This is a genomic window from Fibrobacter sp. UWR4, from assembly GCF_003149045.1.
Lineage (GTDB): Bacteria > Fibrobacterota > Fibrobacteria > Fibrobacterales > Fibrobacteraceae > Fibrobacter.
Genome location: NZ_QGDU01000010.1, coordinates 1 through 18,797 on the forward strand (window position 1 = coordinate 1; position 18,797 = coordinate 18,797).

Annotated in this window: 20 protein-coding genes; 10 read left to right on the top strand and 10 right to left on the bottom strand. The window is 48.7% G+C overall.

Annotated elements, in window-relative coordinates:
* The first annotated feature begins 27 nt into the window (after positions 1–27).
* Both BGX12_RS05425 and BGX12_RS05430 read left to right on the top strand, forming a co-directional pair.
* On the top strand, positions 28–774 hold the full coding sequence (locus BGX12_RS05425; protein WP_109735076.1) for a hypothetical protein: 747 nt from the start codon (positions 28–30) through the stop codon (positions 772–774).
* Positions 775–786: 12 nt separating this feature from the next.
* Positions 787–1,641: a hypothetical protein gene (locus tag BGX12_RS05430; RefSeq protein ID WP_146196257.1), complete on the top strand. Its 855-nt coding sequence runs from the start codon at positions 787–789 to the stop codon at positions 1,639–1,641.
* A 7-nt stretch (positions 1,642–1,648) separates the two neighbouring features.
* On the opposite strand, the gene BGX12_RS05435 is transcribed toward BGX12_RS05430, so the two are convergent.
* Positions 1,649–3,061 (bottom strand): MATE family efflux transporter, encoded by a 1,413-nt coding sequence (locus BGX12_RS05435; RefSeq protein ID WP_109735078.1) that lies wholly within the window; start codon positions 3,059–3,061, stop codon positions 1,649–1,651.
* Between the two features lie 47 nt (positions 3,062–3,108).
* Between BGX12_RS05435 and BGX12_RS05440 the strand changes: the two genes are divergently transcribed.
* Entirely contained in the window at positions 3,109–3,819 is a 711-nt protein-coding gene (locus tag BGX12_RS05440) for an AzlC family ABC transporter permease (RefSeq protein WP_109735079.1), read from the top strand.
* Positions 3,816–4,142: a branched-chain amino acid transporter permease gene (locus tag BGX12_RS05445; RefSeq protein ID WP_109735080.1), complete on the top strand. Its 327-nt coding sequence runs from the start codon at positions 3,816–3,818 to the stop codon at positions 4,140–4,142. The genes BGX12_RS05440 and BGX12_RS05445 overlap by 4 nt, the downstream gene beginning before the upstream one ends.
* Before the next feature lie 162 nt (positions 4,143–4,304).
* Here BGX12_RS05445 and BGX12_RS05450 read toward each other — a convergent pair whose 3' ends face one another.
* The gene (locus tag BGX12_RS05450; protein ID WP_109735081.1) at positions 4,305–5,078 is read right to left on the bottom strand and encodes an SDR family oxidoreductase; all 774 of its coding nucleotides are present in this window, start codon (positions 5,076–5,078) and stop codon (positions 4,305–4,307) included.
* Positions 5,079–5,345: 267 nt separating this feature from the next.
* Here BGX12_RS05450 and BGX12_RS05455 point away from each other — a divergent pair, with 267 nt between their 5' ends.
* Positions 5,346–6,578 (top strand): pyridoxal phosphate-dependent aminotransferase, encoded by a 1,233-nt coding sequence (locus BGX12_RS05455; protein ID WP_109735156.1) that lies wholly within the window; start codon positions 5,346–5,348, stop codon positions 6,576–6,578.
* 4 nt (positions 6,579–6,582) lie between these two features.
* On the opposite strand, the gene BGX12_RS05460 is transcribed toward BGX12_RS05455, so the two are convergent.
* The 3 genes from BGX12_RS05460 to BGX12_RS05470 are packed head-to-tail and all read right to left on the bottom strand — an operon-like array spanning position 6,583 to position 7,575.
* A complete protein-coding gene (locus BGX12_RS05460; protein ID WP_109735082.1) occupies positions 6,583–6,810 on the bottom strand; it encodes a hypothetical protein in 228 nt (75 codons plus the stop codon).
* Complete coding sequence (locus BGX12_RS05465; protein WP_109735083.1) at positions 6,801–7,361, bottom strand: DUF3990 domain-containing protein; 561 nt, start codon at positions 7,359–7,361, stop codon at positions 6,801–6,803. The genes BGX12_RS05460 and BGX12_RS05465 overlap by 10 nt, the downstream gene beginning before the upstream one ends.
* A gap of 1 nt (position 7,362) precedes the next feature.
* Positions 7,363–7,575, bottom strand: coding sequence for a DUF3791 domain-containing protein (locus BGX12_RS05470; RefSeq protein WP_109735084.1), 213 nt, complete (start codon positions 7,573–7,575; stop codon positions 7,363–7,365).
* A 400-nt stretch (positions 7,576–7,975) separates the two neighbouring features.
* On the opposite strand from BGX12_RS05470, the gene BGX12_RS05475 reads away from it, so the two are divergent.
* The 4 genes from BGX12_RS05475 (at position 7,976) to BGX12_RS05490 (ending at position 12,177) form a co-directional block, all read left to right on the top strand.
* Positions 7,976–8,767, top strand: coding sequence for an outer membrane beta-barrel protein (locus BGX12_RS05475; RefSeq protein WP_109735085.1), 792 nt, complete (start codon positions 7,976–7,978; stop codon positions 8,765–8,767).
* Positions 8,767–9,624 (top strand): TIGR02147 family protein, encoded by an 858-nt coding sequence (locus BGX12_RS05480; RefSeq protein WP_109735086.1) that lies wholly within the window; start codon positions 8,767–8,769, stop codon positions 9,622–9,624. Before BGX12_RS05475 ends, BGX12_RS05480 begins: the two co-directional genes overlap by 1 nt.
* A complete protein-coding gene (locus BGX12_RS05485) occupies positions 9,614–11,203 on the top strand; it encodes an FISUMP domain-containing protein (protein WP_109735087.1) in 1,590 nt (529 codons plus the stop codon). Before BGX12_RS05480 ends, BGX12_RS05485 begins: the two co-directional genes overlap by 11 nt.
* Positions 11,204–11,352: 149 nt before the next feature.
* Complete coding sequence (locus BGX12_RS05490) at positions 11,353–12,177, top strand: hypothetical protein (protein WP_109735088.1); 825 nt, start codon at positions 11,353–11,355, stop codon at positions 12,175–12,177.
* On the opposite strand, the gene BGX12_RS05495 is transcribed toward BGX12_RS05490, so the two are convergent.
* The 3 genes from BGX12_RS05495 to BGX12_RS05505 form a co-directional block, all read right to left on the bottom strand.
* Positions 12,174–12,869: an epoxyqueuosine reductase QueH gene (locus tag BGX12_RS05495; protein WP_109735089.1), complete on the bottom strand. Its 696-nt coding sequence runs from the start codon at positions 12,867–12,869 to the stop codon at positions 12,174–12,176. The two genes, BGX12_RS05490 and BGX12_RS05495, sit on opposite strands and share 4 nt — an antisense overlap.
* A gap of 4 nt (positions 12,870–12,873) precedes the next feature.
* Positions 12,874–13,275 (bottom strand): hypothetical protein, encoded by a 402-nt coding sequence (locus BGX12_RS05500; RefSeq protein WP_109735090.1) that lies wholly within the window; start codon positions 13,273–13,275, stop codon positions 12,874–12,876.
* A gap of 246 nt (positions 13,276–13,521) precedes the next feature.
* The gene (locus BGX12_RS05505) at positions 13,522–14,952 is read right to left on the bottom strand and encodes a hypothetical protein (RefSeq protein WP_111361589.1); all 1,431 of its coding nucleotides are present in this window, start codon (positions 14,950–14,952) and stop codon (positions 13,522–13,524) included.
* Between the two features lie 85 nt (positions 14,953–15,037).
* Here BGX12_RS05505 and rsmG point away from each other — a divergent pair, with 85 nt between their 5' ends.
* The gene (rsmG, locus tag BGX12_RS05510; protein WP_233246272.1) at positions 15,038–15,838 is read left to right on the top strand and encodes a 16S rRNA (guanine(527)-N(7))-methyltransferase RsmG; all 801 of its coding nucleotides are present in this window, start codon (positions 15,038–15,040) and stop codon (positions 15,836–15,838) included.
* 175 nt (positions 15,839–16,013) lie between these two features.
* On the opposite strand, the gene BGX12_RS05515 is transcribed toward rsmG, so the two are convergent.
* Together BGX12_RS05515 and BGX12_RS05520 are read right to left on the bottom strand one after the other, a co-directional pair.
* A complete protein-coding gene (locus BGX12_RS05515; RefSeq protein ID WP_109735092.1) occupies positions 16,014–18,197 on the bottom strand; it encodes a PorV/PorQ family protein in 2,184 nt (727 codons plus the stop codon).
* Positions 18,190–18,753: a hypothetical protein gene (locus BGX12_RS05520; protein ID WP_146196258.1), complete on the bottom strand. Its 564-nt coding sequence runs from the start codon at positions 18,751–18,753 to the stop codon at positions 18,190–18,192. The genes BGX12_RS05515 and BGX12_RS05520 overlap by 8 nt, the downstream gene beginning before the upstream one ends.
* Positions 18,754–18,797: the final 44 nt, after the last annotated feature.

The following is an 18,797-nucleotide window of genomic DNA, read 5'->3' on the forward strand; positions in this document are numbered from 1 at the left end:
ATTAAATTTTAGAAAATAGCCCATTTTTTGTTTAATTTAGGCGAAAGTCAACAAAAAAGGGTGGCGAAGCCACCCACACATGTTGATGAAGAGCCGAAAATAACTTATGTTGTTTTTTTTGGAATGTTTTTTTATATTAGAGTCATGGGGTTATTGAAATTTTCTTCGCTAGCGTTAGCTTTACCACTCGTTCTCTCGGCATGTTCAATCGATGACGACGATCCGTTAATCTGTTTAGACTTTCCAGACGCTCTGAGCAGCTTCCAGAAAGACTTCGGCTCTTACGACTTCGGAGATTCACTCACCTTTGTGCATTCAAATGGTTTTGAATTCCAAATGGCTGTAGTGCAAGACAACGTGCATTACCGAGCAGGCTACAGAGACTACCCAAACGAGCGCTCCATCCCTTGTAATTCGGAAACATCACGGACTGGGTCAACCCGCCTTCGCGACGTAATCGTAGAGTCAGACTACCCGATGTTATCTATCCACCTTTCCATGGATGGTGATGACGACGGTCCCCAAAACATCAGTGTCAACATTGGCAGAAACCAATTTGTACTTGACGAGAACGACTTCAAGGAAAAAAGCAATCCCTTTACCGGAGAAATCATCACACCCATAGAGTCAATGGTCATCAACGGCAAAAAATACAAGAACGTCGCAGTCGTCAGCGCCCAGACACCATCTTCCGCTAAGATTTATTACACAGTCAAAAAGGGCATCATCAAAATCGAGTTCGATGATGGAACCTACATTACACGAAAAGAATAAGGGGCAGACAGCATGAAAAAACTTTTCTCTCTTTTAGTTTGTTCGCTCTTGTTCGCCTGCTCTTCAGATACCGACGACTATCGCTACAGTGTACCGGAAATTAGAGAATTCTCGTCCGCAAAAACATTCGGCGATTCCCTAATCTATATTGCCGACTCCCTAAGGGTGACCGACATCATAGACCAGTCCTTTTCAAACGGACGAAACGACGGTGACGACTCCAGCAAGAATCTCCAATTCCATGCCCGTGGCAGAAACTCTTCGATAGATGTTTCACTGGCTTTTAATCCTACGACATACGGAGGAAAAATCACTGTAGGTTGCCGTCCCATCATTTCAGGCAGCGATTACATCGTTTTTGACGACCCAAAATTTCCAATCGAAAAGGACGGTTATGTCCTTTCGCTCAAGGACTCCGTAAAAGTAGGAAACGCTACGTATCATAACGTCCTGATCTTTGATGCTTCAAAGAAAGACACTAACGTCTGCAACATGGAAAAATTCTACTACGCTGCAGAAGAGGGACTTGTCAAGATTGTCACAAAAAACAAAATGGAATACACCCGCATCAGCGAAAGCGAGTACGAAGCCATAAAGACGGCAAACATCGCCACCCAGGATTCAATTGCCCAGGCGGTAGCTGACTCCATTGCAAAAGCGCAGGCGGATTCCGTAGCAAAAGCATTGGCCGACTCCATAATGAAGGCGACGCAGGATTCCCTGGAAAGAGAAAGGATGGACAGCTTATACAAGGCTTTAGAAACCGTCTATGACTCCTTGTCGCCAAACATCAAGGACGCAGCGAACTGCATCAAAGACCTCGGCCTTGGCGCGACCCTTTCCAACATGAAAAAATGCCTTGAATAGGTCGGACTTAACTTGAGATAAGCTTGCTGTTCTCGTCACAGTACTTCTTGCTTGCAAGCCGAATCAGATAAATTGTTCCGCGGAAGCAGAGCTCAAGGCACATGGCCATCCAGGCGCCACGAAGACCGTATTTTGTAACGAGGAATGCGGCGAGAGGGAGTCGCACGACCCACATGCTTACCAGATTCATGATGCTGGGAACGAAGGTGCTGCCTGCGCCACGGAAAACGCCGTTGGCAACAATGGAGGCTGCATAGAAAGGTTCTGCGAAAGCCTCGATTCTTAAAATGGCTGTACCCAATCTGCGGATTTCTTCGTCGGGTGTAAACAGGCCGATAAGTTCCGGAGCAAAAATGAACATGAGGACCGCGAGTAATGTCATCACCACCATGCCCAGGCCTGTCGTCATGAATCCCATTTTATAGACAAGGTCAAAACGCTTGGCGCCAATACCTTGGCCAATCAATGTGGTAGCGGCATGACTGATTCCGTGGCCAGGCATGTAGCATAAGCTTTCAATGGTAATGGCAAATGAGTTTGCGGCGATGGCTGCCATTCCCAAGGGGGAGACGATGGCGGTGAACATCACGTAGGCGCTACACATGACCAGATGCTCCAAACCGATGGGCCATGAAATGCGGAATGCCTTTTTCATCTGTTTTGCAGAGAAACAAATTTTTTCCTTGGCGCGGAGGCGGAGGCTCTTGCTTCTGAAAAGCAGGAAGTAGAGCATCAGCGACATGATAATGAATTCCGTGATGACGGTGCCAAGGGCTGCTCCCATAACGCCAAGGCCTGCGCCGGGCATTGTGAAGCTGATACCGGCGACGGTAATTTCACGGGTTCCAAAAATCAGGAAGAAATTTAGGATGACGTCCAAAAAGCAGGAGAGAACTTGCAGGGCGCTGGGTAATTTCATGTTGCCGCTGCACTGCAGCATGCCTGCGGCCATTCCATTCAGCTGCATGGCAGGAAGGCCAAGGGCGATAATCAGGAAGTAGGTGGATGCGTTTTGGTGAAGGCTTGCGTCGGCTCCCAACAATCCAGGAATCTTGTCGTGCATGAAAACGCCGAAACCCATGAGGAGGGCGCTAAAGCATATACCGAAAAGTAGGCCCACTTTTACCAGGTTCCGGGCGCGAACGTCTCGCTTGGCACCGATGGCGTGGGCGATCTGTACCGTAAACCCGGGGCTCACCGCATAGCACAAACATCCCAAAAGCCATGTGCTGGAAGCAACGAGTCCGATGGAAGCCGCTTCGCTGGAACCCAGGTGCCCCACCATGGAGGCGTCAATATACTCCATGACGATGTTGGATATTTGCGCTAGAATTGCAGGAAGACTGAGCTGCCCAATTAAAAGCAGCATCTGGCTTCGGCTGAGAGCCTTTCCATCTCGTAGTTGTTCTAGGCGGTCCATAATTTTTGATAAGTTGTACAAATATAGTTTTCTATATTCCATCTACCATGAATAATTCCCAAGCTTCATTTAAGAATTCCCTGAGGGTCGCTTTCAAACGATCTCTTCCGGTGCTTACGGGGTACTGGTTTTTGGGCATTACTTATGGGGTATTGGCGGAGTCCATGGGATTTAGCTATTGGTATCCGCTGAGCATGGCGGTGTTCATCTTTAGTGGGTCTGCGGAATTCCTGGGCCTGGGAATGCTGGCTGCAAATTTCAACCCGCTGGCGGCGGCTAGCATGGCCCTCGTGGTGGGTGCCCGACATTTGTTCTACGGCGTTTCCATGTTGGATCGTTACAAGGGCATGGGCTGGCGAAAACCTTTCTTGATTTTCTGGCTTACGGATGAAACTTTTGCGGTGAACTACAATGCTCGTGAAGCTACGGCAACAGAAATGCTGCTGGTCAGTTTCCTGGATTACTTCTATTGGATTTCCGGCGGCTTTATGGGTTACATGTTCGGCTCTCTCTTGAAGTTTGACATTCACGGATTGGAATTTGTGGTGACAGCCATGTTTACTGCAATCTTTATGGATCAGTTCCTGAAGGAAAAGGAACTGCGTCCGGCGTGGATTGGCATTGGCTGCACTGCTGTCAGCTTGTTTGTTGTGGGCTCCCAGTACTTCGTGATCCCTGCCATGATTGGGATTCTTTTGATGCTGACCGCGTTCCGCAAGAAGCTGGAACCTAGTTATTTTGAGGAGGTCCGCAAATGACTTCCCAGCAGCAGATTATTACCATCGTGATTCTTGCGGTAATTACGTTTATGACCCGCGCCTTGCCCTTCCTCGTTTTCCTTGCAGGAAAGCCTACGCCAAAATACATCCAGTACTTGGGCAAGGCCCTGCCCCTTGCTGTTTTTGGGATGCTTGTGGTGTACTGCCTTAAGGATGTGCAGTGGCTTGAGGGCTCTCGCGGCATTCCCGAAATCTTTGGCATTGCCGCCGTGGTGCTAATGCACCTGTGGCGCCGCCAGCTGTTCCTTTCCATGGCGGTAGGGACTGCTGTTTACATGATTCTTATTCGCCTCATCGCTTAAGTTAAAATACAAGACCCTGGCGACTTCAATCCTATCTTTGAAAAAAAACGCCCGCATTGCTGCGAGCGTCTTTTAATTTCCTGGATTCTTCACTTCGCGCAAAGCGCTTCGTTCAGAATGACGTCGGGAGCGACGAGATCGCCGCGGGAATGCAGTCTGTGATTACATGCAGGTGTAGCCGCCGTCAACCGGAACCATGATGCCGGTAACGTAGCTGGAAGCCGGAGATGCAAGGAAGATTGCAGCGGTGTCCAGTTCGCCTTCGTTTCCATAGCGTTCTGCCGGGATCATAGTCTTAGCATTCTGCTGGAAGAACGGAGTGTCGAGAGTTTCCTTGGTGAGCGGGGTGTAGAAGTAACCCGGGCAGATTGCGTTCACATTGATGCCCTTGCTGGACCATTCAGCGGCGAGAGCGCGGGTCAGGTTCACGACAGCACCCTTGGCTGCATGGTACGGAGCGGAACCGCAGATCTTGTTACCCACAAGGCCGTACATGGAGGCAATGTTGATGATACGGCCATACTTTGCCGGGAGCATTGCCTTCTTGGCGACGGCGCGAGCCATCTTGAAGGTGCCGCCCAGGTCCACGTTCATTTCGTGGTTGAGCTGGTCGTCGGTAATGTCTTCTGCCGGAGCAACAGCGCCGGTACCAGCGTTGTTGATCAGGATGTCAATGCGGCCGAACTTGGCGAGGATTTCGTCAACAGCGGCTTCGACCTTAGCGGTGTCGGTGATGTCGCACTGGACAGCGAGAGTTTCGACGCCATATTCTGCGGCGAGGTCTGCTGCGACCTTGTCGATCATTTCCTTACGACGTGCGATGGCGACAATCTTTGCGCCCTGGTTTGCGAGAGCCTTAGCCATCTGAACACCGAGACCGGTAGAGCAGCCAGTGACAACAGCGACCTGGCCAGAGAGATCGAAATAATTCTTCATTTTTATTCCTTGTGTGTGTTAAAATTTGTTTTGCGGAAATAAAATACATTCAAAATTGATGAAAAAACTACAAGGTGACGTTTTTTAGGGGCAATTTATTGTAAAAAGTTATTGTTCTAGGGGAAAATGCAAATAAAAACGCAAAAATCGAAAAAAAGATGACGTTTAAAAGGATTTCGTAATTCGAAACATTGGAAATCCGGCGAGTGTTTTGCAATTATTTGTAATTTTTCTCCGTTCATTACTCATTGTTAATTGTTCATTGCTATGAAACCTCTAAGCGACCGCACGAACCATTTTACAGAATCCGTTATCCGCTACATGACCCGCATTGCCAACGGCTGCGGGGCCATCAATCTTTCCCAGGGTTTTCCGGATTTTGATCCGCCGGTGGAATTGCAGAACCGCTTGGCAGAAGTAGCGAAGACGGGACCTCATCAGTATGCGCTGACTATCGGCGCCAGGAATTTCCGTGAAGCGGTGTGCCGCAAGCAGGAACATTTCAGCGGGCTGCATTACGATCCGGAAAAGGAAATCGTCATTACCTGCGGTAGCACCGAGGCCATGATGATTACCATGATGTCGGTCTGCAATCCCGGCGACAAGGTGGTGATTTTCTCGCCCTTCTACGAGAACTATACGGCGGATACCATCTTGAGTGGGGCCACGCCCATTTACGTTCCGCTGGATCCCAGTGATTTTAGCTTTGATCCCAACGTTCTTGAAGACGCCATGAAACAGCCGGGCGTGAAGGCTCTGGTGCTTTGCAATCCTTCGAATCCCAGCGGTAAGGTTTTTACCCGCGACGAACTGAAGGTGATTGCGGATCTTGCCATCAAGTACGACTTGTACGTGATTACGGACGAAGTGTACGAACACATCATCTTTGCACCTAACGTTCACACTTATATGGCAACGCTTCCCGGCATGCGTGAACGTACCATTGAATGTTCCAGCCTCTCCAAGAGTTATTCCATTACGGGTTGGCGCTTGGGTTATGTGCTTGCTCCGGAACCTATCATGGAACGCATCAAGAAGGTTCACGACTTTACGGTGGTGGGCGCTTCTTCGACCATGCAGGAAGTGGCTGTGACCGCCATGAATTTCGGCGACGAATATTATACGGAACTTCAGGCTCATTACACCCGCATGAAGCAGTTGTTTACCGACGGTCTCCGCAATCTGGGATTCCGCTTTACTGAACCTCAGGGCACCTACTTCGTGATGATGGATATCTCCGAATTTGGTTATGACCGCCGCATGGCTGCGGGCGAGTTCGGCGCCGTTTCTGGAATTGGTATGAGCGGCTCCGGCGCGGTCCGCCCCGATGAACTTTTCTGCATGGATTTAGCGAAGAAGGTGGGCGTCGCCGCAGTGCCTGGCTCCAGCTTCTTTAGGGAACCTGTGAACCATCTGGTGCGATTCCATTTCGCCAAGAAGGACGAAACCTTGATTGAGGCGTTGAACCGACTGGAATCCGTTAGGAAGATTTTGAAGTGAATCCTTAACCGCGAACCTTCTGTAGCTCGGCTCTATACAGTTCCTCGATGTGCGAGGGACCTTCGCACCATAGCTTGAGACTTTCATCAAAGAGCATTTTCCCGGTTTTGGAATTCAAAAAATCGGGTAAAACGTCGGCTGCATCAAGATGGTCTTCCTTGGAAATGGACTCGACAACCATAGTTGTCAAAAGTTCCATTGCGGCCTGAATTTGTTCTTTTGTTACTGCCATATACGCTCGCTTTTGATAAATGCAAGTTGCTGTAATGCGATTGTTGTTCTAAAGCAGTACTGGTCCTTTAATCGTTCGGGGAGTAACAGGCGTATGCATATTTCATCTGCCTGTTGAGAACCGACTTCTCCAAATGTCCCTGTCATGTAGGTGGTTATTGTGATGTTTGTTGCGTCGTTTGCAATCTTGCCACCAACGATATCGTATTTTTCAAAATCCTGAACAAGGGAATTGAAAAGCCCCTTTTTTCGATGAGCGACAATGCAATGTAGCCAGTCGGCATCGGCCGTTGAAAAGATTTGGGTTCGGAGATTGGCCGGTATGTATTCAAAGGAAGACACAACTCCAAAATTCTGCTGGGTTGGAATTACTCCAGATTCCTGCGCTTTTCTTGTAGAAATCTTTGCAAAGGATTTAGCTTGTTCCTTGTCTGTTGTAAGGTAGAAACCTTGACCGAAATCCTTATACTTGGCGCACTTAGACAAGTCAGGTGAAGATACTTCGCAAAAACTTCCGTGGTACAGAATGGTTCGCTGATTCAAATCAAGCATTTTACACGCCCTTTGACTTGAGGTATTGCCTTATGTCTTCAAGAACCGCCTGGTCGCCTTCAATATGGAACAAGTCCCACATTCGCTTGATATAGTGAAAAACTCCCTGTTCCTTGAACTGGGTTGCTACTGCAGCAATGGACACTCCCGTTTCTTCGGACATAAGTCGAACGAGCCTTGTCTGCATATAGATAATCTGGGTGTTTTCACTCATGTCTCTCAATATATAAAAATTTGGATATGGTATCCTGCAAAACTCCAACAAGTTGTTGGAGTTTGAGAAATGCAGCAAAGTTTTACTTTGATTCCTTGACAAATATGGTGTCGCCTATTGGAGTAGCAGAAACAGCTCCCGCCAACGTGGTTTCAGTCGCCGTCTAAATTGCTAAGTAAAATGCCTCGCAAAAAAATGCGGGGCTTTTTTGTTCTTTCATGAAACAACTTGTTTCATAGAAAATTGTAAAAACATAAAAATGTTCAAAATAGCTTAAAAATTTGCGGAAATAGACGATTTTTGTTTCTTGAATGTATTGTAACCGCTCTCCGTATAATTTATTTTTTGAATGTGGGGCAAGCCAGTCCCTGTGAATTTTTGAAGGTTAGGAGAATCTTTTATGCGAAACGTTGTCGCATTCATATTTGCCTTGCTCATGCCGTTGGGGGCCTGGGCCGAGGCAAGCAGCTCTTCAAGTAGTTTTGACAAGTTGGAATTGGGAACTCGCCTTGGTGCAGGTCTCATGTATGTCATCACGGATTCCGAAAAGGATTATTACCCTTCCAATGGTGGCCCTTGGGGTTCGTTGTCTTTTGATGTGGCGTACGGCTTGACGGAAAATCTTTACCTGCATTCTGGAGTGGGCCTGGACTATAGGATTTTCTTTGTTTATATAGAAGCTCTTGCGGGAGATGTTCTTGATTACGATGTCGGGGAAGAGCAGGACGCTTATGACAAATGTGAAGGAAGTTTTTACTGTGGTAGAGAACATTGGGAATATAATCAAGCTTTCTTGCTGAATGTTCCCGTGCTTTTGCAGTGGAGGATTCCTCGCATTCTGTTTCTTGAAGTGGGCGTTGTATTTGAGCTGTTGCTTGGGACAATCGAAAATGAGGATGATGGGTGGAGGGATGAATCTTACCGAAATCGCGATGAGGAAAGCCGCTTTGGGGTGAATGTTGCTATGGGTGTTGGGCATCAATTTAAATCGGGCCTGTTCATTGATTTTCGTGTGCTTTTCCGCGTGAACGATTTAATTGATGCAGACAAGTTTGCGGATAGTTACTTTATCCCAGTACAAGAATTTGATGGTGATGGAAATGTTGTGTTTGATTTTATGGATTATTCCGAACCCTACGGTTCTTATTATAAAATGTTGAAGTTTCAGCTGGGTATAGGTTACTGGTTCTGATGAAACCCATTGTCGAATATCTTGATTATCGCGTGTATATGCAGGAGTTTTACGAAGAGCGTAAGAGAACTTCCGCTTTTACGTGGCGTGAATTTTCCAGGCTCTCCGGTTTTGCTTCGTCGGGATATTTGAAACTGGTGTGTGACGGTAAAACACGACTTCGCAAATCTGGTGCGGAAAGTGTTGCCAAAGCCATGGGGCTAACCGGATACCAGGTGGAATACTTTTGCTGCATGGTGGAATTTTGCGACGCCCGGACAAACGAAGAAAAACAAGCGGCTTATGGTGAAATGTGCCGTTTGGCAGATGCCAACAAGGTCCGTATTTTAGGTGGCGAGGCGTACTCCTATTTTTCCAGCTGGATAAATCCCACGTTGCGTGAGTTGGCTCCCATTATGCCGGGGGCAAAGCCTCTGGAAATGGCCCGCATGCTGTGCCCTTCTGTACCTGCCACCGATGTGCGCTACTCTCTGGATCAAATGGTTCAGATGGGGCTTCTGCGACGAATCGAGAGTGATGGTCGCGTAACTTACGAGCAGGCCGATGTAGGTATCAATCCTGTTGACAATGCGGATCACAAGGCTGCCATCAATGTGGCGGTTCGTTCCATGCAAAAGCAGTTCGCCCACCTGGCAGCCGATGCCCTGGATGAATTCGACGGGTCGGAACGGAACCTGTCGGGAATAACCATGGGTCTGGACCGCGTCGCCTATGAGCGTGTGGCAAAGGAAATGACAAAGTTCCGCAAGAAAATTGAATCCATCGTGTCGGAAGTCAAGGACTACGATCGGGTTTACCGAATCAATTTACAGATGTTTCCCCTGACTCGGAAATTGGAGGAGAAGGATGAGAAGTAATTTGCTTAATAAAATTCTTGGGATTGTGTTTGCGACGGTCCTCATTCTTTGCGGCTGTTCCGGCTTCACGTCAGACCCTCCCATGGCAGGGTCCACAGACGATTCCGGCGTAAATCTGCAGAAGGAATTTGCCATGGCCCGCCAGTATGCCTTGGGTTCCTATGAAATAACGGAACATTCCGAATCTTCTGCGACAGGCGTTATTTCCATTAGTCTTGTTCAGGAATCGGGCTGTGTCAAGCAGGGCGAAACTTACCAGTGGGTTGAAGACTTGAATCGTGTAACACAATTAGCAGGCGGTCTGTTTCGCTATAGCTTTGCAGGCGACACTTTAACTCTTACCGCCTTGAATGAAGAACCGGATTATTATGGTAATGTTACGGTTCTTACATTCGTTGGCGGCGACCCTGGAAAACTTCAGGGAGTCTGGCTGCAATTAACTCGTTCTGCCTATACCATGTACTGGAATTTTGGCGAAGCTTCCATTGAAATCCGTGTGCTGGAAAAAGAGAACTTCAACTATATGCAATCCCTCTTTATGTGGATGTTCTATGAAAGTCTTGAAGATTCCAGTATGGATATTTATGCGGATCTCATTTACGATGAACACGCCGTTGATCCTGGTCGCTACGGAGTGGCGATTCTTAAGCAGGATCATAGAAGCGAAACCTTTACTTATAAGGGTGTGACCTATGAACTGAAAATAGATTCTGTTCATTCCTTTGATGATCACTTGTCGCTGACTTTTTCAAGCGGCTCTGCAAAATGTCACCTGGAATATTTCAGTACCTTGAAAGTGACTTCTGAAATGTGTAAGGCGGAAAATAAGGACGACTTCCATTATTCAGATGCAAATCCTGATGTGATGACCCGTTACTCTCGCGGAAACGAAGAGGAATTTGGAAAGTGCGTAAAGCAGCTGATGGATCTTAATAAAGAAAAGAAGACGGCGTGGAACTATTTAAATCCTAATGTTGACTATGATGAAATGACGGATGAACGCGATGGGCAAGTGTATAAAACTGTAAAAATCGGAAATCAAATTTGGATGGCTGAGAATCTGAATTATGCTAGCAGGGCATCTTCTATCTTGCTGGATTCGTCCAGTTTCTGCTACGATAATGTTGCGGATTCGTGCGCTATGTATGGCCGTTTGTATTTGTGGAATGCTGCTTTGGAGGCTTGTCCAGAAGGGTGGCATTTGCCGGACAATGATGAATGGAAAATTTTATTGACCTCAGTAGCATCAAGTGTAGAAGACCATGAAAATTTCTGGTACTATATCGGAGCTGGAGCAAAGTTGAAAACTACGGCGGTATGGGAGTCTAGTAATGGTGTAGATGGTGTTGGATTTTCGGTGTTACCTGCAGGCGCATTTTTTGAAAGAAATGAAACTGAAGAAATAGTGTTTGACAATGCCGGTGGTCTTGATTATGGAAGTTCGTATTTTTGGTCGTCCAGTCCAAGCGGCGATAATGCCTATTTGGCGAGATTGTCAAACAAACGTGATGATGTGGATTTAGAAAGTGTGGAAATAGATGGTCTGGGATCTTCCGTTCGCTGCGTGAAAAACTTTTAAAATAACAACCTTTAGGGATTGCGTATTGCAAATGATTTTCGCTGACGGTTCTGCTGCGAAATTTACGACGAACTCCTAAATTTTCACGATGAATGAACTCGCTTTGAACGTAAAATAAGCTAGGTTTATTGGTAGATGGAAAAAGAATAATGAAGTTCCGCACACTTGTTTTATTTGCATTTGCTTTGATTGCCGCATTTATGCTTAGCGGTTGCGTTGTTGCTGCCGAGCATCTTTCCAGGGCGAAGATAGAGGTAAATCCCGCTCCAGAAATGCGCGGTGCCGGAGAGAATTTTACGTCGGGATACAAGTATCGTTTTTCTGGAGGAGTGAACGCTGCTCCTTCTACGACGCAAAAAGTTCACGGTATTTATAATGAATTGGCAGACTGGTGTGGCTCTAGATGCCGAGAATTGATGGATGAGCATAATGCGTCAAGTAAAGTGAATCTGGAATATGAATTTGAATACAGCTATGTAAATGGAAGCGCAGAAGTTCTGGGTAGCGCGGGACCGTTACTTTGGAGTCTTGGTTTAGGCTTTAATAGTGGCGTATATGGATTTGCATCTTTAGGATTGAATACGAAACATTTTGAAATAGGTGTTTCCGCAGGCGTTTGGAATAATTTCCGTGATTACGAGCATGAGGGAATTGAATATGAATCCCTTCTGGGCCTTTTACCATCTGTTCGTGATGTTGCAGGTACCTCACATTCGGCAGGAACTGCCTTATTAGGTTTTTATACGTCTCTTTATTTTGGCTCAATAAGTCTAGAAGTTTCTGCAAGTATGTATGATGTGGATCTGGAAAATAAGCGTCTTTCCAGAGAGCCTACAATTTTTACCATGTACACTACAGTTGGTTACCGCTTGGATAAACATTGGAGTGTTAGGGCTGGGGCCGTTAACCTCCAGGGCAGCGGCGTAGAGGATATGGTCTGGTCCGGATTTGCCGGCGTCAGCTATTTGCTTTAATTTTCTGCGACAGTTTCAGATTGCACTGTTGCAGAGTCCTTGGCGGCGGCGCGGGCTTCTCTTTCCTTAACCTCCCGCTGGGAGAAAACGCAGCCGCAGAAATTCTGGCGGTAAAGATGGTACTGTTCCGAAAGCTCGGTGGAACGCTTGAAGCCGCCCTTCTTCTTCAGGTCCGTGGGCAGTCGCCTTACGCCGTATTTCTGGCACTGTTCTTCCATCACGTCGTTCAAAACTTGGGCGTCCTTCATGGGGCTGATGGTAAGGGTGGTGGTAACGAAATCTGCGCAAAGTTCTTTTGCAATACGTGCGGATTCTGCCAGGCGCATCTCGAAACATTTGCGGCAGCGTTTGCCGCCTTCCGGTTCATTTTCAAGACCACGGACGAACTCATAAAATTTCTTGGGTTCGTAAGGTCCTTCAATTAGCGTCACCGGATTCTTCGTGGGGAACTCCGCTACAAAGCGCTTGATTTCTGCAACGCGAAGGCGGTACTCCTCGTCGGGAGAAATATTGGGATTGTAGTAGAAAACCGTAATCCTGAAAAATTGCGACAGATACTCAATGGAATGGCTGCTGCAGGGGGCGCAGCAGGCGTGGAGCAGCAAGTGCGGCACTTCGCCACGCTTTTGCAAACCCCGGATAATATATTCCAGGTCCCGCTGAAAGTTGTGCTTAGGCAGCTTACCTTCCATCTTGTTATCCGATTACAGCGTAAGTTGCAGTAAGCCAGTAGCAAATAGTAGTTACTACGGCCAAGGGCCCCATAATCCATTTTTCCTTATAGCTGGTGCTGAAAAACAGGGTTGCCATGTAAAAGGACATGTAGCACGCAAAGAAAAATGCGAAGATGATGGTAATGATGTTAGGCAAAATGTTGCAGGCTACTTCGGGTAGGACGTGACCTGCAGTAAGCAGGAACCACATGGCTACAAACTGCATGATGATGGGCATGACGAACGCGGGGCGGATTTCTTTAGGCATGACCCTGTACTTGCCATTCATGGCGTACATCCCCAGAGGGGCGCCGAGGGCAAGGGCGATATTTAGACCCAGACTAGGTAAAAACGTAATTGCGCCGACAACTGCAGGAATAATCATAGAGACAAATATAGTTAGGTTAAGGCAAAGCTGATGCTGAGTCAAGCTCAGCATGACGAGGTTGAGAAAATAAAAAAAGACGCTCTTCGGAAAAGGAGGTAACCAAAGAGCGTCAAGGGAGTGTTTGTGTTTGGGTATCCATAAAATACATATTCTAAGTTGGAGTAAGCGGTGGAATCGTACTTTTCTTGTATACTGAAGTAAACAGGCGTTTTTTGCTCAAAAGCTGAAAACGCCGTTTTTTTACTAAAAAAGCCATTTTAGCTGGATAATTCCGTGTACAGGGTGAAACTTTTGATGTTGCAAACGCCTAAAAGTAACCACCATTTCGCTTTGAATGTGGCTTGTGCCGATGGATGTTTCTGTACGGATGAGGGTGTTTTTCTGGGGCAGTCCCTTTGGGAACTGGAGGACCATACGGGCCTTGATTTTTGACGCTGGATGGTAGGTTACGTATACCTGGGACTGTGGAATAGAAAAGCCTTCTCCACGGGTAAGGCGGCTCTTGATGGCTCCTTCCAGGGTGAATTGCTGGAAATATTGCGAAGAAACTTTCGCCCGCAGGTCGTTATCCGGACAGTGGCTTTCGGCTTCCAGGCAGGTCCAGCTGAACATTCCCCGCAGGAGGCTAGGGCCTGATTCTGCGGAAACTTTCAGGCGGCCTTTTAACGAAACCGCCTGCTGGGACGAATTCCCGAGGGAGTCGGTTTCTATCGGGATGGAAACTCGGGCGTTTGCGGATAGCCTGCTGTTCCATAGGGCGGGGAAGGTGGCGGTGACTTGCTGCGTCCCGGTGAATTGATCCTTCAGGAGGGTGGGGCTTAGTCTTGCGATTTCCGGAATGTCCGTTCCGTGAAAGTAGGCGGTAGTCTGCCAGGAAAATTGCGGCGGTTTGCCATCGGGACTTTTCGGGATGTTTTCGCCAGCAGGCTTTGCAGTAGTTTTCTGATGGAGACGCAATTTCAGGAGAGGCAGGTCTTGCCCCCGCTGGTACCAGCCGGCCATTTCCATCCACGGGGACTTTAGCTGGACTCCTCCGGATGCAAGCGCCCGTGGCGTCCGGAAACCATCCCAGTAGAACGCACTTACGGTAACGTTCCTTGCGGGATTAAAACCTAGGGCTCCCTGCCAGCGGAGGGACGTATCCAGAACTCCCTGGATGTGGAACGCTCCTATGGGATACGATAATGCGGTTCCCCACAACGTGTCCGTCGGTATCTGGCTGTGTAATTCCCTGGTGGCAATTTGTCCGAAATAGGCTTCGCTTCCGTCGTTTTTATAGGCCAACTGGGAGAAGGATCCCAGGTGCAATGAATAACGGTAAAACCGTATATTCACATCTGTAAACTGCCGTTCCAGATGGCCTAGCGAATCCATTCGTGCTGTCCAGGAAACGTAGCCCTCCGGCGTCAGGGACGGAGTTTTTCTTGATGGTTTCTTTGCGGTCTTTTTCTCCGCGCATGTTTCCAATGCCAGCGCCTGGGACAGGAGGCACGCCTCTTCAAAATTCCCGTCCTGGATCATGTCCAGAAGTTCGGAAGCTTCCTCCGCCGTAACCAAACCGTCATCCCACCAGTCAAAAATTTTCGCCTGGTCAATGGACTGATCCGACGCCAGTGACGGGAATGCTTGTGAAAAAAAGAAAACCAGAAATAAGATGAATCTAGAAATGTACATGGGAGACCTCTCCCTATACACGTTGTTTTGCCCCTGTTTGTACAATTTATTTTCGTAAAATTTTATGGATTTCTAATTTTGGGCCATGGCAAATTCAAACTGGTCTAAAAAGCCCAATAAGGGCTCCTGGGGTAAAACTCCTTCTCGCATGCCTGCTCGTGGTGCTGATGCTCTGGGTAGTGCCTTCATTCCTCATATGAAGGCTCCCCGTACCGAGTTTCCGCTGTTCAACGGCAAACGTGTCACGCCTTCTCTGGCTGGACTGGAAAAGTTGATGCTCTACTATGGTGTAGAACTTCAGCAGGAAACCCTGAAGCAGATTTGGGAATACCACCAGTTGATTCGCGCCAATAACGAAGACCAGGATTTGACTCGCCTGAACGCTTTTGAAACTATGGTGGAACGCCATTATGCGGACTGCACCTTGATTAACGCTTTCGTGGAAAAGTGGCCGGCTCGCATGATTGACGTAGGCAGCGGCGCTGGTTTTCCGGGTATTCCCCTGAAGATCGTGAATCCCAAGATCAACTTGACACTTTGCGAACCCCGCCCCAATCGAATCAACTTCCTGAACATGGTGATTGAAAAGTTGGGCCTGCAGAATATTGATGTGTTTGGCCATAAGGTCACAAGCCATAGCATGACCATTCCCGTGGATGGCGTCATTAGCCGCGCCTTCGAACTGATGGAAAAGACGTTTCCCCGCCTTCAGAATTCACTGAAGATTGGCGGTCGTGTCTTCTTCATGAAGGGTCCCGCTGCCGCAGATGAGTTGAAGACTCTCTGTCCGGAAGACTACGGCTACAAACTGCTGGAAAAACATTTCTACACCATTCCCAACAGCACCCAGGAACGCTCTCTCGTAATCTTCGAAAGGGTTAAATGATGCAAAGGGGCGGAGCCCCCAATCAATAAACTCCACCAGAAGTTCAATACCATAACAAATTGAGGAGGTACTTTAGTACCCCTCAACGAGCGAGGCAAGGAAAGCAAGTGCAAGGCACTTGTGATGCCGCAGACTAGCGACGGGGTTCCAAGGGGCAGAGCCCCTTGTATCATTATCAGAATTTGAACAGCATGCCGAAGCGCATCTGACCGTCGCGGACACCGTCGTTGTCGCCTACGTCCTTGATGGTGGCGAAGTCAAACTGCAGCATGTCGGACAGCATGAAACCGAAACCGAAGTCTACTTCGCTACGCTTACCGGTTCTGTCGTACAGATAACCTGCACGGAGAGCGATGGTGTTGGCGTAGGTGAATTCAGCACCCAGGTTGAATACGCCCTGGAGTAGGGAATTCTTTGCAGTGGTCAGACCTTCTCCGCCACGTTCGGGGTAGAGGATGGACTTCCAGCAAGAGATGTAAAAGGGTTCAGGATTTCCCTTGTTGTCGTCGTACACCACTTCGCGGTTATAGTCTGCCGCAATGACCAGCTTGTAATCCGCGAGAGCCAGCACTTCGTAGGAAAGTCCCAGACGCCAAGTCAGAGGAATGGGGTCTTCGATGGTCTTGTCCACGTAGTAAACGCTAGGGCCGATGTTTGCAAGAACCAATGCCAGGTTCAAACCATCCACAATCAGGTTCTTCTTGAGTACGCCAACGTCGAAAGCGTAACCGAAAGTGGTCGCATCTTCTTCGCCGGTAGAAGCTCCGGAACTCAAGTCGGAGTAGAAGAACTTGATGGAAAGACCTAAGCCCCAGTCACCGGGGAATCGGGTGCCATAACTAAAGCCACCCACGATTTCAGAACTGTTGTATGCCACCAGGTCGTCTGCGTCCACATCGCCAGAGGCTACGGTAGAACCGAAACTGACGAAGTTCACGAAGAAGCCCATGGTACCCCAGTCGTTCAGCGGGATTGTCATGCCGCCGTACAGGTGGTACAGGTCAGGGATGTTCAGTATAGGCAAAAGCTTTTCGTAGAAGGCGCTCAGCTGGTAGTCGGCGTCCTTGAACTGTTCCATACCGTTGGCAGTACTGAACCAGACGTCGTTACCTTGGGGAAGGACAGACCAGACCTTGTTCACGGAGAGGCCGTTACCGGAGTGGTAGTGAACCCATTCATCCTGGACTTCACCGCTGGCTTCTTCTTCTGCGGTACGTTCCAACTCAGCCTTACGGCCACTGGCGGTTGCATAGTTGGGCAGGTGTCGCCAGACGCCCTTGTCGGTGGCAATCCAGATGCCGCCCTTCTGGTCTACGGAAATGTCATTGACGGTATTGTCGGCGAACTGGACCTGTTCCCACTTGCGGAGGTTGAAGTGGGAAAGACCACCCTTATGGGCGGACCAGACGTGACCGGAACTATCCACGGCAAGTGCGGTGGGGTTCAAGTCCATGACGCCGTCTTCTTCGTTGAACAAGCTCCAGCGGTCCTTGTCGTTAACGCTCTTCTTGGGGACGAGACGTGCGACGCCGGCACCGTCTGCTGCGACGAAAAGTTCCTTACGGCTTTCGGACCATACCAGGGCCTTGATGTTCTGGCTGGGGAGGACCTTGCCTTTCTGTTCGAACTGACCGTTGCGATAGACGAAGAGGCCGTTTTCGGTACCGATCCAGATGGATGCACCTTGGCTTACCAAGGCGTTAATGCGGTGAGAACCCAGTTCGCTGTCGTAGTTCTTCCAGCCCTTGCCGTCAAAACGATACAGGGACTTGGGGGTGCCGACCCAAAGTTTTTCGGTGCGGCTTTCGTATAGGATTGCTGTGATGGTATCCTTTACGATGAGGTTCCAGGGCATCTTCACTTCGATGACGTGCTTTTCGTCTTCGGCAGTCTTGATTTCGTTGAAGGCCTTCACCTGACGGAGGTTTTCTTCCAGGCCGCGTTCGGAACCGGCATAGACCTTCACGGCGTCCTTGACCTTGGCGTTACCCTGAAGGGTGATGGAATGATAGTTCACCCATTCTTCGCCGTCGAACTTCAGGATACCCTCGGCGGTACCTGCCCACAGTTCGCTCTTGCTAAAGAAGCCGGGCTTGGAACGGGAGGCCATGCACGTAAAATAGGGGGCCGTCTTGGAATCGGCCTTGTAGCTCATACGCCATTCGTCGGCAAGGGGACCGAAGGCAAGCCCTGCCGGGTTGTAGTACATGGCAGTTGCGTCGTCGGCCAGGGCGGCGCCTGCTTCGCCCATGCCCAGCTGGCGGGCACCAACGGGCATTTCAAGAGTGATGATTGCGGACCCTGCGGAGAATGCCAGAGCCGGAGCCAGAAGAAGTGCAGAAAGTAGTTGTTTACGCAAGGTGCCTCCAATCCGGTACGTCATAATTGCTGCCGCGGGACGGAACCACGGCCTTCCAGCCAGACTTGCTGGGATTTTCCCAGGGCTGCTTGGGCAGAAGTCTGCAGTCGCAACCAAGGACATAAGGCGGAAGAATTTCAGCGTGGTTTCTGATTTGTTCGCGGGTAATGAAGTTGTCTTCGCTAACGAAATGACAGTATTCCTTGCCCTTAGGACCTAGTTCGATACGATAGGTGGCTGTACCGTTCTTGTCACCTTCGTCCACCGTGCGGATGGTCTCTTCCATGGTGGCGTTCCACTGGGCGATAAGGGCTTCCCTCTGTTCGGGGGGCAGGTTCTGGGTTTCTAGCCAGGATCGGAGAGAGGCCTCTGATGGCTTCACTGCGGTCAAGGATTCCCTGGCAGGACGAACCACGACGGCGTATTGACCGGAAACGTCAATCACAGGCTTGGGCTCATCTTTTTCGTTAGAACTGTGGATTACCACGTATGCGCCAATGGCGGCAAGGATAATGGACAGCACGATAATGGCGATAACAATGACTATTGATAGCATATTCAATTCCGTTTGGGTTTTTCCCGTACTTTCAAAAACTAGCA